This is a genomic window from Methylobacterium sp. SyP6R (genome assembly GCF_019216885.1).
Taxonomy (GTDB): Bacteria; Pseudomonadota; Alphaproteobacteria; order Rhizobiales; family Beijerinckiaceae; genus Methylobacterium.
Map to the genome: position 1 here is coordinate 4,753,448 of NZ_JAAQRC020000001.1, position 16,029 is coordinate 4,769,476.

General features: G+C 70.3%; 14 protein-coding genes. 9 read left to right on the top strand and 5 right to left on the bottom strand.

Annotation, left to right across the window (positions count from 1 at the left end; genetic code table 11):
• Positions 1-84: 84 nt before the first annotated feature.
• From purD to rarD, 3 genes are all read left to right on the top strand, one after another.
• Positions 85-1,374 carry a phosphoribosylamine--glycine ligase gene (gene purD / locus HBB12_RS21890; protein ID WP_236991286.1) on the top strand — a complete coding sequence of 430 codons (1,290 nt, stop codon included), beginning with the start codon at positions 85-87 and terminating at the stop codon, positions 1,372-1,374.
• A gap of 73 nt (positions 1,375-1,447) precedes the next feature.
• Positions 1,448-2,356 carry an alpha/beta fold hydrolase gene (locus tag HBB12_RS21895; protein ID WP_236991287.1) on the top strand — a complete coding sequence of 303 codons (909 nt, stop codon included), beginning with the start codon at positions 1,448-1,450 and terminating at the stop codon, positions 2,354-2,356.
• A gap of 128 nt (positions 2,357-2,484) precedes the next feature.
• Positions 2,485-3,360, top strand: coding sequence for an EamA family transporter RarD (rarD, locus tag HBB12_RS21900; protein ID WP_236991288.1), 876 nt, complete (start codon positions 2,485-2,487; stop codon positions 3,358-3,360).
• Between the two features lie 430 nt (positions 3,361-3,790).
• Here rarD and HBB12_RS21905 read toward each other — a convergent pair whose 3' ends face one another.
• Positions 3,791-4,558: an SDR family oxidoreductase gene (locus tag HBB12_RS21905; RefSeq protein WP_236991289.1), complete on the bottom strand. Its 768-nt coding sequence runs from the start codon at positions 4,556-4,558 to the stop codon at positions 3,791-3,793.
• 16 nt (positions 4,559-4,574) lie between these two features.
• Entirely contained in the window at positions 4,575-5,315 is a 741-nt protein-coding gene (locus HBB12_RS21910) for a GntR family transcriptional regulator (RefSeq protein WP_336886946.1), read from the bottom strand.
• A gap of 164 nt (positions 5,316-5,479) precedes the next feature.
• Here HBB12_RS21910 and HBB12_RS21915 point away from each other — a divergent pair, with 164 nt between their 5' ends.
• From HBB12_RS21915 to kce, 5 genes are all read left to right on the top strand, one after another.
• Positions 5,480-6,745, top strand: coding sequence for an ABC transporter substrate-binding protein (locus tag HBB12_RS21915; protein WP_236991290.1), 1,266 nt, complete (start codon positions 5,480-5,482; stop codon positions 6,743-6,745).
• A gap of 332 nt (positions 6,746-7,077) precedes the next feature.
• Positions 7,078-7,956, top strand: coding sequence for a branched-chain amino acid ABC transporter permease (locus tag HBB12_RS21920; RefSeq protein ID WP_236991291.1), 879 nt, complete (start codon positions 7,078-7,080; stop codon positions 7,954-7,956).
• 5 nt (positions 7,957-7,961) lie between these two features.
• The gene (locus tag HBB12_RS21925; protein ID WP_236991292.1) at positions 7,962-10,487 is read left to right on the top strand and encodes a branched-chain amino acid ABC transporter ATP-binding protein/permease; all 2,526 of its coding nucleotides are present in this window, start codon (positions 7,962-7,964) and stop codon (positions 10,485-10,487) included.
• Between the two features lie 40 nt (positions 10,488-10,527).
• On the top strand, positions 10,528-11,454 hold the full coding sequence (locus tag HBB12_RS21930) for a 3-hydroxyacyl-CoA dehydrogenase (RefSeq protein ID WP_236991293.1): 927 nt from the start codon (positions 10,528-10,530) through the stop codon (positions 11,452-11,454).
• A 21-nt stretch (positions 11,455-11,475) separates the two neighbouring features.
• Positions 11,476-12,405 (top strand): 3,5-dioxohexanoate:acetyl-CoA acetone transferase, encoded by a 930-nt coding sequence (kce, locus tag HBB12_RS21935; protein WP_236991294.1) that lies wholly within the window; start codon positions 11,476-11,478, stop codon positions 12,403-12,405.
• A 248-nt stretch (positions 12,406-12,653) separates the two neighbouring features.
• Here kce and HBB12_RS21940 read toward each other — a convergent pair whose 3' ends face one another.
• Complete coding sequence (locus HBB12_RS21940) at positions 12,654-13,673, bottom strand: SMP-30/gluconolactonase/LRE family protein (RefSeq protein ID WP_236991295.1); 1,020 nt, start codon at positions 13,671-13,673, stop codon at positions 12,654-12,656.
• A gap of 145 nt (positions 13,674-13,818) precedes the next feature.
• Between HBB12_RS21940 and HBB12_RS21945 the strand changes: the two genes are divergently transcribed.
• Positions 13,819-14,043, top strand: a complete 225-nt coding sequence (locus HBB12_RS21945) for a hypothetical protein (RefSeq protein ID WP_236991296.1) — start codon at positions 13,819-13,821, stop codon at positions 14,041-14,043.
• 3 nt (positions 14,044-14,046) lie between these two features.
• Here the strand turns inward: HBB12_RS21945 and HBB12_RS34395 are convergent, their stop codons facing one another.
• Complete coding sequence (locus tag HBB12_RS34395) at positions 14,047-14,688, bottom strand: BrnT family toxin (protein WP_336886947.1); 642 nt, start codon at positions 14,686-14,688, stop codon at positions 14,047-14,049.
• Positions 14,689-14,775: 87 nt separating this feature from the next.
• Positions 14,776-15,846 carry a malate/lactate/ureidoglycolate dehydrogenase gene (locus tag HBB12_RS21960; RefSeq protein WP_236991297.1) on the bottom strand — a complete coding sequence of 357 codons (1,071 nt, stop codon included), beginning with the start codon at positions 15,844-15,846 and terminating at the stop codon, positions 14,776-14,778.
• Between the last annotated feature and the right edge of the window lie 183 nt (positions 15,847-16,029).

Genomic DNA, 16,029 nt, shown 5'->3' on the forward strand with positions numbered 1-16,029 from the left:
CCCCCGCGCATCAGTCCGGTTGCCGGCAGGAGCCGCCTTCCCTAAACGTCGCGCGAGATGTCAGGATTCTTGTCGGAACCGGCGATGCGCGACCAGCACCCCCTCACCCTCCTGCTGATCGGCTCCGGCGGGCGCGAGCATGCGCTGGCCTGGAAGCTGGCCCAGAGCCCGCTCTGCCGGCGCCTGCTGATCGCGCCGGGCAATCCCGGCACCGCGGCGCATGGCACCAACCTCGCCCTCGACGTCACCGACCATGACGCGGTGATCGCCGCCTGCCGGCAGGAGGGCGTCGATTTCGTGGTGGTCGGCCCCGAGGCGCCGCTCGTGGCGGGGCTGGTCGACGCGCTCTCGGAGGCCGGCATCAGGGCCTTCGGGCCGAACGCCGCGGCGGCCCAGCTCGAAGGCTCGAAGGCCTTCACCAAGGAACTCTGCCGGGAGTTCTCGATCCCGACCGCCAGCTTCGCGCGCTTCCGTGCGGTCGAGCCGGCGCTCGCCCACCTGCGCGCCGGCCGCATCCCGGTCGTCGTCAAGGCCGACGGTCTCGCCGCCGGCAAGGGCGTGGTGGTGGCCGAGACCCTGAGCGAGGCCGAAGCCGCCGTGGAGACCATGCTGGGCGGTGGGATGGGGGCCGCCGGGGCCGAGGTGGTGATCGAGGAGTGCATGGTCGGCGAGGAGGCGAGCCTGTTCGCCCTCTGCGACGGCACCCGCGCCGTGCTGCTCGGCACCGCCCAGGACCACAAGCGCGTCCATGACGGCGACCAGGGCCCGAATACCGGCGGCATGGGCGCCTATTCCCCCGCTCCCGTCCTCACGCCGGATCTTGAGGCGGAGGTGATGGAGCGGATCATCCGCCCGACCCTCGACGGCATGCGGGCGCGGGGCACGCCGTTCTCGGGCATCCTCTATGCCGGGCTGATGCTGACGGCCGACGGCCCGATGCTGATCGAGTACAACACCCGCTTCGGCGATCCCGAATGCGAGGTGCTGATGCCGCGCCTCGCCTCGGACCTGGTGCCGCTGCTCACCGCCGCCGCCTCGGGCGACCTGTCGGGCATCGAGCCCGAGTGGCGGACAGAGGTCGCGCTGACCGTCATCATGGCCGCGCCCGGCTATCCCGGGACCGTCGCCAAGGGCTCGGAAATCCGCGGGCTCGCCGAGGCGGAAGCCGCCGGCGCCCTGGTGTTCCAGGCCGGCACCAGGCGCGACGGCGAGCGGCTGGTGGCCGACGGCGGCCGGGTGCTGGCGGTGACGGCGCTCGGCCGCGACGTGCGCGAGGCACAAGGACGTGCCTATGCCGCCCTCGACCGGATCGACTGGCCTGAAGGCTTCTGCCGCCGCGACATCGGCTGGCGCGCGGTGGCGCGGGAGACCTGAGCCTTACTTCGTGCGTTACCCTGGGGGTCCAACTGAGAGACTCTTGGGGTGAGAGACCCTTGGGGAGCGCCCGATGCCCGCCGACCTGTTTCCCGGCTTCACGTCGCACTGGATCGAGACACCCGGCGGGCGCTTCTTCGCCCGGGCCGGCGGGCCTGCGGACGCACCACCCCTGGTGCTGCTGCACGGCTTTCCCCAGACCCATGCCTGCTGGCACCGGATCGCGCCTTCGCTCGCCCGCAACCACCGGGTGATCTGCCTCGACCTCAAGGGCTACGGCTGGTCGGCGGCGCCCAAGGGCGATGCGGCGCACGAGGCCTATTCGAAGCGGCAGATGGGCCGGGAGGTGGTCGCCGTGATGGAGCGGCTGGGCCATGTCCGCTTCGGGCTGGTCGGCCACGACCGCGGCGCCCGGGTCGGCTACCGCCTCGCCCTCGACGAGCCGGGCCGGATCGAGCGCCTCGCCCTCCTCGACATCCTGCCGACGATCTCCCAGTGGCAGAAGATGGACCGGGAGCCCGAGGCCTACCCGCATTGGCGCTTCCTGGCGCAGCCGGCGCCGATCCCCGAGCAGGAGATCGGCCAGGCGCCGATTCCCTATTACGAGGACCTGCTGCGGATCTGGACCGGCTCCGGCACCCTCGACGCCTTCTCCCCCGGCGCCCTCGACCTCTACCGCCAGAGCTGGAACGTGCCCGAGCGCATCCACGCGAGTTGCGAGGATTACCGCGCCGGGGCCGGCCCGGACCGGGCCGCCGACGAGGCCGACCTCGCGGAGGGGCGCCGCCTCGCCGGGCCGGTGCTGGTGCTGGTCGCAGACCGCTTCGTCGGCCGCGACGGGCTCGACCCGGTGCGCCAGGCCTGGACCGGCACCTTCGCGCCGGAGGACACCACCTTCGAGATCGTGCCCTCCGGCCATTTCGTCGCCGAGGAGAACCCGCAGGCGACGTTGACCGTGCTGGAGCGGTTCCTGGCCCCCTGAATTCCGGTTGCCCAACCTCGCGGGAGACCCGCGCGGAGCGGGTGACCGCTCCCCGCCCCGGACCGTAGCGGGCGTGCCGCCCCTGCGGCACAACCCGGGCGGGCGCGCGTCGCCCGGGGGAAACATCCGTGGGTCTGATCTACGCGCTCGGCGCCTTCCTGAGCTGGGGCCTCGTCGTCCCGGTCCATTTCCGCCTGCTCGACGGGGTGCCGGCCTGGGGCATCCTCGCCCATCGCATCGTCTGGTCGGGCCTGTTCATCGCGCTGCTGCTCGTGACCTTGCGCCTGATGCGCCGGGGACCGATCGTCTCGTTCCAGCGCCGGCACGCCTTCCTGCTGCTCTCGGCCCTCGTCATCGCGGCCAACTGGTCGCTCTACCTGTGGGCGGTGCAGAACGGGCGGATGCTGGATGCGAGCCTCGGCTATTTCATCAACCCGCTGGTCAACGTCGCGCTCGGCGCCCTGGTCCTGCGCGAACGCCTGCGCCCGCTCCAGCTCACGGCTGTGGCGCTCGCCGCCATCGGGGTCGTCGCGGCGGTCGTGGCGGCCGGGACCCTGCCGTGGATCGCGCTCACGCTCGCCGTCAGCTTCGCGATCTACGGCCTGATCCGCAAGCTGGTGCCGATCGACCCCATCCTGGGCTTGGGCGCCGAGACCTTCGCCCTCGTGCCGGCGGCACTGGCCTACTTGGCGATCGCGCCGACGCCGCCGGGCCAGGGCGCCGGGCAATGGCTGCTCCTGATGCTCACCGGCGTCACCACCGCGGTGCCGCTGATGTGGTTCGCGGCCGCCGCTTCCCGGCTCAAGCTCTCGACGATCGGCCTGATGCAATACATCGCCCCGTCCTGCCTGCTGGGCCTGAGCGTGCTCGTCTACGGCGAAAAGCTGCCGCCCTCCCGGGCTCTCGTCTTCGGGCTGATCTGGGCGGGGCTGGCGCTCTACGCCGTCGATGCCGCGCGCCCGCGCCGCGCGGTCGCACCGGCGCCCGAGGACAAGCCAGCCTGACGCAAGCCCCACCGGTCAAGCTTCCCCCGTCCAACCATAATCGCCGGGCTCTCTGGCCTCACGCGACGAATCGGCGGGGGCCGCGATGATCCTGGACGACGTGAAGACGAGGGACACGGACGGGCCGCACCCGATCTGGCTGGTGGTCGGTCCGTGGGCGGTGTTCGCCGTGGCGGTGGGGGGATTTCTGGCGCGGTGGTGGCCGTGAGCCGACATTGCCCAGTCTGACACTGACGGGTGTGCTCCACCGCGTCATTCCGGGGCCGCGTAGCGGAGCCCGGAATCCAGACACTCAGTTGGTAAAAGATAAAACGGAACGCGATCCGCCTTCTTCCGAACCATCCGCGGTTCTGGATTCCGGGCTCCGCTTTCGCGGCCCCGGAATGACGAGGAGTGTGTCAGATCCGTCTTGAATCTCGAGGGATCGCACTCACGTGAGCATCTGCAGGTCACCGTCCACCGCCAGCGCCTGGCCGGAGATGGTCTTGCCCCGCGCGGAGGCGAGGAACAGAATCTGGTCCGCCAGTTGCCGGGCGGTGACGTAGTCCTTGATCGAGGCCGCCGAAAAAGCCGCCTGCTCCATCTCCGAGAAGCCGATGCCGCGCTGCTGCGCCTTGGCCTCCAGCACCCGGCGCTGCCGGTCGCCCGCGACGATGCCGGGGAGCACCGCGTTCACACGGATGCCGTCCGGCCCGAGTTCCCGCGACAAGGACTTCGTGAAGCCGATCACCGCCCATTTCGCCGCCGCGTAGGGCGTGCGCAGCGGGAAGCCGAAGCGGCCCGCCGCCGAGGACAGGTTGACGATCGACGGGTTGGCGCTCCTGCGCAACGCCGGCACCGCCAGGCGCACGCAGTTGAACTGCCCGGTGATGCAGATGTCGAGGGTGCGGTCCCAGTCCTCCGGGTTGATCTCCTCGACGCGCCCCGTCGGCCCGGCGATGCCGGCATTGTTGACCAGGCAGTCGAGCCCGCCGAGGGCCGTGTCCGCCTCCGCGAACAGCCGGGCGACGTCGTCGCGGGAGGCGACGTCGGCGTAGGTGCCGGTGATCCCGGCCGGCAGGGCCGCCAGCGCGTCACGATCGACGTCGCAGACATGGACCCGCGCCCCCTCCTCGATGAAGGCCTCGGCCACTTCGAGCCCGATGCCGCCGGCGCCCGCGGTGACCAGCACCTTCAGGCCGTTCAGTCCCATCTCCATGATCTGTCTCCGGTTCTCAGGGGGCGAGCCGCCCCGTCGTCTCGATGAAGGCGGCGCTGCCGGCGATGTCGGCGCCGAGCGCCGCGCGGGCGCCCTCGGCATCGCCGGCCGCCAGCGCCGCCACCAGGGCGGCGTGATGCGCCTGCGCCCCGCCCTCGGCGAGGCGGCGGGGCGAGGAGCGCATGTCGAGGTTGAGCACCGGGCCGATGCGCAGCCACAGGCCCTCGATGATCGCGACCAGCGAGGGCAGTCCGGCGGCCTCGTAGACCGCGAAATGCAGGTCGCGGTTGGCCCGCATCGCCCGCTCCAGGTCGGGCTCGGGCGCCCGCACCTCGTGGCGGAAGACCGCATCGTGCTCCCGGATCTCCGCGAGGGCGCCGGGCCGCACCGCCCGCGCGGCCTCGGCGGCCGCAAATCCCTCGACGGCGATGCGCACCCGGGTCAGCTCGCGGAATTTGTCCAGCGTGATCACCGGCACCCGGACCGCGCGGTTGGGCAGCACCTCCAGGGCCTCGTCGGCGACGAGGCGCGACACCGCCTCCCGCGCCGGCATCATCGAGGTGCCGAGCCGCTCCGCGACCGTGCGCAGGGACAGCCGCTCGCCGGGCGCCAGCCCGCCGGCGATCAGCAGATCGCGCAGGGCATCGTAGACCTGGGTGCCGAGGGTGATCCGCGCGAGCGCGCCCGCCGGCTCCGGCCGGTCGCCCGCAGGCCCCTGCCGGTTGCCTGCCGGCGGCCCGCGCCCAGGCGCATGCAAGTCCCGCCTCTCCAAGCGACGGACCTCCCCCTCACGTTTCCCCGTTCGGCGCGGCGGACGGTCGGACCGTCTCGACAGGCGCGCCGTTTGATGCCAGCCTAAGTGTGATCACAGATCACGGCAACCCGAACGACCGTGATGCGATCTCGGGCAGGACACGCACCATGACGCAGGGCTCCACACCCAAGCGCCACCCCCTCTCTCGCCGTTTCCTCGTGCAGGGCGGCCTCGCGGCCGGCGCCGCGCTGGCGATGCCGGGCCTCGTGCGGGCGCAGGGCGCGCAAGCCATCCGCATCGGCCACCTCACGCCGCGCACCGGCTTCCTCGGGCCGCTCGGCGAATACGCCGTGATGGCGGCTCAGCTCGCCGCGGAGGAGATCAACGCCGCCGGCGGCATCGGCGGCCGCAAGGTCGAGCTCCTGACGGAAGACTCGGTCAACCCGCAGACCGCGTCGAGCAAGGCCGAGCGCTACGTCGAGCGCGACAAGGTCGCGGCGATCGTCGGCGAGATTTCGTCCGCCTCGGCACTCGCCATCGGGCAGGTGGCGCAGCGCGGCAAGACGATCTTCCTCAATACCGGCGCCAATTCGGACGCGTTGCGCGGGCAGGATTGCAAGCGCTACATGTTCCACGTCGAGGGCGCGAACTCGATGTACGTCAAGGCGGTCGGCCGCTCCCTGACCGAGCAGGGCTTGGTCAAGGGCAAGCGCTGGTACTCGCTGACCGCCGATTACGCCTTCGGCCACGACCTCCTGCGGGTCGCCAAGGGGTTCATGCAGGGCCAGGGCGGCACCTTCGCGGCCGACGAGCTGGTGCCGACCGACGCCACCGATTTCTCGGCCTACCTGATCAAGATCCGGCAAGCCAAGCCCGATCTCGTGATCTCGAACCTCGCCGGCAACCAGATCACCAACTTCCTCAAGCAATACGCCGAATACGGCCTGCCCTTTCCGGTCGCCGGCTTCGGCTTCGACACCGCGCTGGCCTGGGGTGCCGGCCCCGGCAACTTCGCCGGTACCTGGCCGTGCCTGTGGCACCACAAGGTCGATACGCCCTCGGCCAAGGCCTTCGTCGCCGCCTTCACCAAGAAATACGGCAAGCCGCCGGAGAACCAGGCCTGGGGCGACTACAACGCAGTCAAGATCGTCGCCAAGGCGATGGCCGATACGGGCTCGACCGAGGGGCCGAAGCTGGTCTCGTACCTGGAGGGCGGCGCGAAGTTCGACGTGCAGAAGCCCCGCCCCGGCTATTTCCGCGCCCGCGACCACCAGTTCATCAGCGAGATGTACGCGATCACGGCGCTGCCGGCCGACAAGGTCAAGGACAAGTGGGACCTCTTCACCTCCACCCCGGCGATTCCCAGCCCGAACGAGGACATGGAAGTGCTGGCGCCGACGGCGGAGGAGGCGGCGTGCCGGATGGAGGGGTAGGGATCCGGCTTCCTGCGTGAAGTCGCTCCTCTCTCCACGATGACAGCGGCGACTGGTGAGCATCTCCCCTCTCCCCGCGGGCGGGGAGAGGGCTGTGTCCCCGTTCAGGGGGCGCAGCGAGGCGTCAGCCGAGGGTGAGGGGGTCGCGACGAACGAGACTCCTCCGGAAACTCCCCCTCACCCCCGCTTCGGCTTCGCCTCCGCTTGCCGCGTCTCCTGAACGTCGACACGGCCCTCTCCCCGCCCGCGGGGAGAGGGGAAACCCGCGCCTCATCCTGAAATCATGTGGCGTACGCCCATGAACGCAAAGATGTTCGACAGGAACTAACCCCGTGCTCTTCCTCACCCTCGCCGTCGAGCAGGTCGTCAACGGCCTGTTCCTGGGCGCGATCTATCTCCTGATCGCGCTCGGTCTCTCGCTGATCTTCAGCCTGGGCGGCATCGTCAACCTGGCCCACGGCGCGTTCTACGCGATCGGTGCCTACCTGACGATCCAGCTCTCGCCCGCTCTCGGCTTCGGCGGCTCCCTCGTCGCCGCGCCGGTCCTCGTCGCGGCAATCGGCCTCCTGGTCGAGCGGTTCCTGTTTCGCCGCTTCTACCGCGCCGACCCGATCCTCTCGCTGCTCCTCACCTTCGGCCTCGCCATGGTGGCCGAGCAGGCCCTGCGGATGATCTTCGGCGCGCCGCCCCTGCCCTATTCGATCCCGCAAGCCCTGCGCGGGCAGATCTTCGTCGGCGATTTCGTGCTGTCGCGCTACCGGCTCACCATCCTGGCGGCGGTGGTCGTGGCGGTGGCGGGCGTCTGGTTCCTGCTCCAGCGCACCACCTTCGGGCGGGTGGTCCGGGCCGGGGTCCAGAATCCCGACATGGTCGCGGCCCTCGGCATCTCGCTCAAACCCTACATGGCGACCGTGGTGGGCTTGAGCGTCGGCCTCGCGGCGCTCGCGGGCGTGATGCTGGCGCCGATCTCCGGCGTCCACCCGGCGATGGGCGCCGAAGTGCTCACCGGCGCCTTCGTGGTGGTGGTGATCGGCGGGCTCGGCTCGTTCTGGGGCGTGGTGCTCGCCGCCCTCATCGTCGGCATCGTCCGCGGCCTGATGGTGCTGGTCTATCCCGGCTTTGCCGAGGCGGCGATCTACGCCCTGATGGCGGTCATCCTGCTCGTGCGGCCCCGCGGCCTGCTCGGCGAGCGCATCCTGCGGTTCGAGTGACGACCATGACCGACCGCAGCGAGAGATTCACCCTGCCGCTCATCGCGGTGGCCCTCGTGGCCCTGCCGTTCGGCCTGTCGGCGCTGGGCCTCACCCTCACCTCGGCCACCGACGTGGTGGTGTTCGCGGTGGCCTGCATGGGGCTCAACATCCTGGTCGGGCAGACGGGCCTCGTCTCCTTCGGCCACGGCGCCTTCTTCGGGCTCGGCGCCTACGCGGCGGCGATCGGCCAGCGGACGTTCTTTCCCGGCACCCTGCTGCCGCCGATCCTGTTCGCCCTCGCCTTCGTGGCCGTGGCGGCCCTGCTCCTCGGCCTGCTGATCCTGCGCCGGCGCGGCGTCTACTTCTCGCTCCTGACGCTGGCCCTCTCGGCGCTCTCCTTCACCGTGGCCTTCCGCTGGACGGCGCTCACCGGCGGCGAGAGCGGCTATGGCGGCGTCGAGCGCACGCGCTTCCTCGGTCTCGATCTCGACGCGGCCTGGACCTGGTACGGGTTGGTGGCCGTCGCCGCCTTCGCGGTCGCGTTCGGGCTGGCGCGGTTCCGCCGCTCGCCGGTGGGCACGGTGCTGGAGGCGATCCGCGAGAACGAGCAGCGCGCCCGCTTCCTCGGCTACCCGACCCAACGCTACAAGCTCCTCGCCTTCACGGTCTCGGCCACCGTGACGGGTCTGGCCGGTGTGCTCAGCGTCTTCACCCACCGCTTCGCCTCGGCCGAGCCGCTGGGCACCGCCTTCTCGGGCGAATTGCTCGCCATGGTGGTGATCGGCGGGATGCGGGGCTTTGCCGGGCCCGCGATCGGGGCCCTGTTCTTCATCCTGTTTCGAGAGATGCTGTCGATCTGGACCGCCGACTGGCTGTTCTGGTTCGGCCTCCTGTTCGTCGGCTTCATCCTGTTCTCGCCCGACGGGCTCGTCGGCATCGGCCGGCGCGTGTACCGGATGGTGCGCCCGCCCGCGACCGAGGACGCCGCCATGGCGGGCCGCAAGGCCGGGCTTCCTGAGAACCTGCCCGCCTTCCTGCGGCCGGACGGCGCGATCGACGGGGTGATCCTGGCGGCCCGCGGCATCGCCAAGCGCTTCGGCGGGCTGAAGGCGGTGGACGGCGTCACCATCGCGGTGCGAGACCGGACGCTGCACGCCCTGATCGGCCCCAATGGTGCGGGCAAGACCACCGCCTTCAACCTGATCTCCGGGATGTACAAGCCCGAGACCGGCACGGTCACCCTCGCCGACCGGTCGATCGCCGGCTTCGCCCCGGAGCGGATCTGCGAGGCCGGCATCGGCCGCTCGTTCCAGATCACCAACCTCTTTCCGGCCCTCACCGTCGCGGACAACATCCGGCTCGCCGTGCAGGGGCGGCGCCCCGGCCGGTTCAACCCGTGGCGCGACGCCCGTGCCGACCGGGAAGCGGCCGCCGAGACCGCCGAGATCCTGCGCTGGCTCGGCCTCGCCGGGCTGGAGCGGGCGGAGGCCGGCTCGCTGTCCTATGGCGGCCAGCGCCTCCTCGACATGGGGGTGGCGCTGGCGACCAAGCCCCGGATGCTGCTCCTCGACGAGCCGCTGGCGGGCCTGGCGGCCGCCGAGCGCACCCGCATCGGCGACATCATCAAGCGGGTCTCGACCGAGGTGCCGGTCCTGATGGTCGAGCACGACATCGACCGGGTGTTCCAGATCGCCGACGCCGTGACCGTGATGAACGAGGGCACGGTGCTGGTCGACGGCACGGTCGAGGATGCCCGCACCAGCCCCAAGGTGCAGGAGGTCTATATCGGCTCGGGCACCGCCGCGATGGCGGCCCGCCCCCGCCCGAGTGCCGCCGAACCGCAGGTCCTGCTCGCGCTCGAGAACGTCGATACTTTCTATGGCAAGAGCCACATCCTGTCGGGCGTCACCTTCGACGTGCAGACCCACGAGATCGTGGCGCTCCTCGGCCGCAACGGCGCCGGCAAGTCGACCTGCCTCAAGACCATCACGGGGCTCGCCCCCCACGCCGCCGGACATATCAAGCTCGGGGCCGACCTCCTCGACGGCCGCTCGGCGGCGGCGATCGCGCGGGCCGGCATCGGCTACGTGCCGCAGGGGCGCGGGCTCTTCGCCGGGATGAGCGTCGCCGAGAACCTGGAACTCGGCCGGCTCAAGCGCCGCACCGGCAACGGCGTGCACTGGGACGAGGAGCGGGTGCTGTCCTACTTCCCGCGCCTGCGCGAGCGCTGGAAGACGCCCGCCGACTACCTGTCGGGCGGCGAGCAGCAGATGGTGGCGGTGGCCCGCGCGCTGTCGGGCGACGTGCGGGTGCTGCTCCTCGACGAGCCGTTCGAGGGTCTGGCCCCGGCGGTGGTCGAGAGCCTGTTCGAGACCTTCGACGCCCTTCGCCGCGAGGTCTCGATCGTCATCGTCGACCACAACCTCGACCTTGCGCTCGCCCTGTCCGACCGCACCGTGGCCCTGGAGCGCGGCCGGGTGATGCATGCCGGCCCGTCGAAGGCGCTGCGCGACGACCTGGCCTTGCGCCGGCAGGTGCTGTGGCTGTGAGTTCTTCGATATGATCCATTCCGGGGGAGATTCGCCAAAGATGCCGACCGTCGCAATCGTCGGGGCCGGGCTGATCGGCCGGTCCTGGGCCGTGGTCTTCGCCCGGTCCGGGTTCGCCGTCCGCCTGACCGACATCCACAACGAGGCGCTCGATGCCGCCCCCGGCCACATCGCGGAGGCCCTGCGCCAGCTCGAGACCCACGGCCTCGTGACGGATATCCCGGCGATCCTCGCCCGGATCCGGACCTGCCCGACCCTCGCCGAGGCGGTGGCCGGCGCCGATCTGGTGCAGGAGAACGGCCCCGAGACGGTGGAGGCCAAGCGCGCGCTGTTCTCCGAGCTCGACGCCTTGTGCGGGCCGGACACGATCCTCGCCTCCTCGACCTCGGCCATCGTCGCCTCGCTGTTCACCGAAGGGCTCGCGGGGCGGGCCCGCTGCCTCGTCGGCCACCCGGTCAACCCGCCCCACCTCGTGCCGGTGGTGGAATTGTGTGGCGCGCCCTGGACCGATCCGGTGGTGGTGGAGCGGGCACGCGCCCTCTACGAGGCGGCCGGCCAGGCACCGGTGATCGTGAATCGCGAGGTCGAGGGCTTCGTGCTCAACCGCCTGCAAGGCGCCCTGCTGTCGGAAGCCTTCCGCCTCGTCGCCGAGGGCGTGGTGAGCCCGGCCGATCTCGACAAGACGGTGGCCGAGGGCTTGGGGCTCCGCTGGTCGTTCCTCGGGCCCTTCGCCACCATCGACCTCAACGCGCCGGGGGGCGTGGCCGATTACGCCGCCCGCTACGGCGGCTTCTACAGCCGCCTCGCCGCCGATCCGGCCCCCGCCTCGGTCTGGTCGCCCGAGAGCACCGCCCGCATCGTCGCCGCCTGGGATGGCGGCCCCGATCCCGCCCCGCCGCCCGAGCGCAGCCGCCGGCGCGACGCGCGCCTCGCGGCGCTGATGGCGCACAAGCGCGCCCAATCCTAGATAATCCAGGAGGACATTCCCATGGCCAAGAGAAAAGTCGTCATCACCTGCGCCGTCACCGGGGCGATCCACACTCCCTCGATGTCGCCGCACCTGCCGGTGACCCCCGACGAGATCGCCAAGGCCGCGATCGGCGCGGCGGAGGCCGGCGCCGCGATCGTCCACCTGCATGCCCGCGATCCGAAGACAGGCAAGCCCGACCAGTCGCCGGAGGCCTTCGAGCCGTTCCTGAAGGTGATCAAGCAGCGCTCGAACTGCGTGGTGAACCTCACCACCGGCGGCGCCCCGACCATGGGCATCGACGAGCGCCTCGGACCGGCAGCCCATTTCAAGCCGGAGGTCGCCTCGCTCAACATGGGGTCGATGAATTTCGGCCTCTATCCGATGCTGTCGCGGTTCAAGACCTTCCAGCACGACTGGGAGCAGCCCTATCTGGAGGGCTCGCGCGACCGGATCTTCAAGAATACGTTTGCCGACATCGAGCACATCCTGACCACCTGCGCCGAGAACGGCACCCGGTTCGAGGTCGAGTGCTACGATATCGGCCATCTCTACACACTCTCCCATTTCGCCGATCGCGGGGTGATCAAGCCGCCCTTCTTCGTGCAGAGCGTGTTCGGCATCCTCGGCGGCATTGGCCAGCATCCGGAGGACGTGCAACACATGAAGCGCACCGCCGACCGGCTGTTCGGCGACGATTACCGCTGGTCGGTGCTCGGGGCGGGCCGCAACCAGATGACCATCGCCGCCCAGGCGATCGCGCTCGGCGGCAACGTCCGGGTGGGCCTGGAGGATTCGCTGTGGATCGGAGCGGGTAAGATGGCCGAGTCGAACGCCCAGCAGGTCCTGAAGGCGCGCCAGATCATCGAGGGCCTTGGGCTCGACGTGGCGACGCCGGACGACGCGCGCGAGATTCTTGCGCTGAAGGGCGGGGATCGGGTGAATTTCTAGCTACCGATCGAGGATGGACTCCGGCAGCGCCGACGCCCAACCCTCCCCCCTCTGCGGGGGAGGGTGCCCCACGGAGTGGGGCGGGAGAGGGGCGGCGCGACGGGACTGGGTATGGCGCCCGTCAGAACGGTTCAGTTCGATCCGGAAACGGCGTCCCCTCTCCCGGCCCCCTCCGGGGGCCACCCTCCCCCGCAGAGGGGGGAGGGTTCATGCGCGGCGGCCGTCTTGCCTGTGCAGAAGGCGTAGTCTTACGGCACCATCGCCCCTTGCGTCTCGACATACACCGCGTAGATCGACGTGCTCGCGGCCATGAACAGTCGATTCTTCTTCGGCCCGCCGAAGCACAAATTGGCGCAGGTCTCCGGCAGGTGGATCTTGCCGATCAGGTCGCCGGACGGCGCGTAGCAGCGCACCCCGTCCTCCTTCGGGTCGGCCCAGCCCATCGAGCACCAGACGTTGCCGTCGACGTCGGTGCGCACCCCGTCGGTGAAGCCCGGCGCAAACCCTTCCGCGAAGACCCGGTCGCCGGTGAGCTTGTCGCCGTCCACGTTGAAGGCGCGGATGTTGGCCCGCCCGCCATGGGTGGCGCCGGAATCGACGACGTAGAGGATCTTTTCGTCGGGCGAGAAGGCGAGCCCGTTCGGCCGGTCGATGCCCTCGGCCGCGACCTTGGCCTGGCCGGTCGCGGGATCGAGGCGGTAGACCCGGGTCGGCAGTTCCGCCTTGGCCTTGTGGCCCTCGTAGAACCCGTCGATGCCGTAGCCCGGATCGGTGAACCAGACCGCGTTGTCGGAGGCCACCACCGCGTCGTTGGGGGCGTTGAGCGGCTTGCCGTCGAATTTGTCGATCAGCACCGTGATCGTGCCGTCGGGCTCGGTGCGGGTGACCCGGCGGGTGTCGTGCTCGCAGGTGATGAGCCGGCCCTGGCGGTCGCGGGTGTTGCCGTTCGAGTAGTTGGAATTCGCCCGGTAGACGCTGACATGGCCGTTCTCGAGCCAGCGCATGATCCGGTTGTTGGGAATGTCGCTCCACAGGAGGTAGCCGCCGTCACGGAAATAGACCGGGCCTTCGGCCCAGCGGAATCCGGTGGCGATGCGCTCGATGGCGGCGTTGCCGACCTTGTAGCGGAAGCGCTTGTCCAGGGCCTCGACCCGCGGGTCGGGATAGCGGGTGCCCGGCAGGTCGCCGAGGGGCAGCCGGTCGGCCCTGGCTGCGACCGTGGTCGCGGTGAGCGCAGCGGCGCCCGCGAGGACGTCACGTCGGTTCATCACTCGTCTCCTCCCGTCCGGTCTTCGCGCCGGACGGGGGGATTGTACGGAAGCCGAGGCCTATGTCTCGTGGTTTTCTGGTCGATGAGGCGATGGTGCCGTGGCGGGGAGCGCTCGGTAAGGTCGCGAGTTGGGAGGCGGCGCAATGGCTCGCACCGTGACTAAAATGAGCGAGGACCAGCCTGTCTGCTCGCGGCCGGCGCCTCATCATGACAAGATCGAACCCAGAAACTGCCAGCAGGTCGGCCAGAACATCCCTTCCGAGCGCCCTGACAATCTCTCTGCCATCCTCAGCGTGATCGACAGCATACCAGACGACATGCTGTGCGATCTTCATGACGGCCTCCCGCAAGAGCGAGACGATCTGTAAAACTTACCGCGATAGCGGTGACTTGGCTGCCTCGTCGACATCATCCGGCACGACGCCGGTGCCGAGCGCCGCGAAGGCAGCCTCCGGCTCTCGCGCCACGACGGTCAGCAGGGCGCGGGCCGGGGCGTCCGGCACGGTACGGCCCTGCTCCCAGTTGCGCACCGTCGCCAGAGGGATGTGCAGCGCCTCCGCGAACTCTTTCTGCGTCAGGCCAAGTCGAACCCGCACGTCGCGCGGACCCGGCACGACCCGCACCGCTTTCGGCTCGAACTCGGGGTCAAACCCGTCTTCCTTCTGATAGGCACGGATATCCTCTTCCGTCGTCGAATCCAGTTTGGCTTCGTCGACCTGGGGGCGGTGCAGAAGCGCTTGGCTCAGACTGAATTTCGCCATCGGGTACGCTCCTTCCTGTTCGAGGGCCAGGCGGTGATGATCCAGCGGACCAGGCCCTCGATCCGTGTAGACGACGGTGTAGAACCTGCCTCCGACCTCACCGACCGCAATCATGCGAGGTTCGCCGTAGGCTTGGCGCAGGTCCTGCCACTCGACAATCTGGCCGAGGAAGATCCCGACCGCATCCTCGAAGCCGAAGCCGCGCTCCGCGCGCACCTTCTCGTTCTTCTCGTCATGCCAGTCGAAATCCATGCAGCAAGGTAAGCTTACAGCGCACTCGCCGCAAGGTGCCCACAAGGGGATGGTGAGGAGCGGCTTCCCTGAAAGCGCAACTTCAGCTCACCCCCGATACGCCTCCCCATCCAGCCCGAACGGCCGTCCCGCCGCCAGCAGCGTCTCCCAGACCGGATCGGGCAGCGGCACGCCCTCGGCCAGGCGCTGCGCCCTGGTCCGCCGCTCCGGCTCGCCCGGCAGCAGCACCTCGCCGCCGGGCACCGGCCGCGCGCCCTTGAAGAAGTCGAGATAGGCGCGGGTCTCGCGCACCATCGCGTCCTCGGAGCCGAAGGCCTCGGGCGTCATGTAGAGCGACAGCATCCCGTTGCAGAACCGTCGCGCGCCAGGGCCCGCGGTCCCCGATCCGGTGAGCGCACCGGCGAGCAATTCGCATAGCAGGGCGAGCCCCGAACCCTTGTGCTCGCCGAAGGCCCGGATCGCGCCGGCGCCCTTGAGGTTGTCGCGCTCCGGGCCGTCGAGGGGGCCGTAGAGCGTCGCAGGGTCGGCCGAGAGACGGCCATCCGGTTCGATCAGGACGCCATCGGGCAGCGCCTTGCCGCCCTGCGAGGCGACCAGCACCTTGCCTTCGGCCACCGCCGAGGTGGCGAAATCGAGGATCACAGGCTCGGCGCCCGCCACCGGAAAGCCCGCCGCGAAGGGCGCGGTCGAGAAGCGTCGGTCGACCGAGCCGAACGGCGCGACCAAGAGGCTCCCCGCCACGTTGACGAAATGCACCGAGACGAGGCCGGCGGCGGCCGCCTGCTCGGCCCACTCGCCGATGCGGCCGAGATGGCCGGCATGGCGCAACGCCACGATGGCGACGCCGTTCTCGCGCGCCTTGCGGATGCCGAGTTCGGTGGCGAACGGGCCGGCGGTCTGGCCGAAGCCGTAATGAGCGTCGACCAACGCGAAGGCCGGGCCGTCGGTCACCACCTCGGGCGTCCGGTCGGCCTCGACCTCGCCCTCCTTCAGCCAGGAGACGTAGCGCGGCACCCGGATCACCCCGTGGCTGTCGTGCCCGGTCAGGTTGGCGGCGACGAGGTAGCGGCCGATCCGCTCGGCCTCCGCCTCCGAGCAGCCCGCGCGTGAAAAGATGTCCCGGACGTAGGCGGTCAGGCCGGCAGCGGCGATCTGCATGAGAAATCCTCCCGGTTTCTTGATTGTGGCGCGCCGGAGAATGGCCGTGCCGCGGCCGGAGGTCGAGGGCATCCGGCGCAGATCAGGCCCGGCATTTTTAATCCGGGGTGCGGACAGGGGGATGGACATGGCAGCGCTGCCGGTGTCTCATCCGGGCCAAGGCCGGGCCTCGAAGCACCGGTC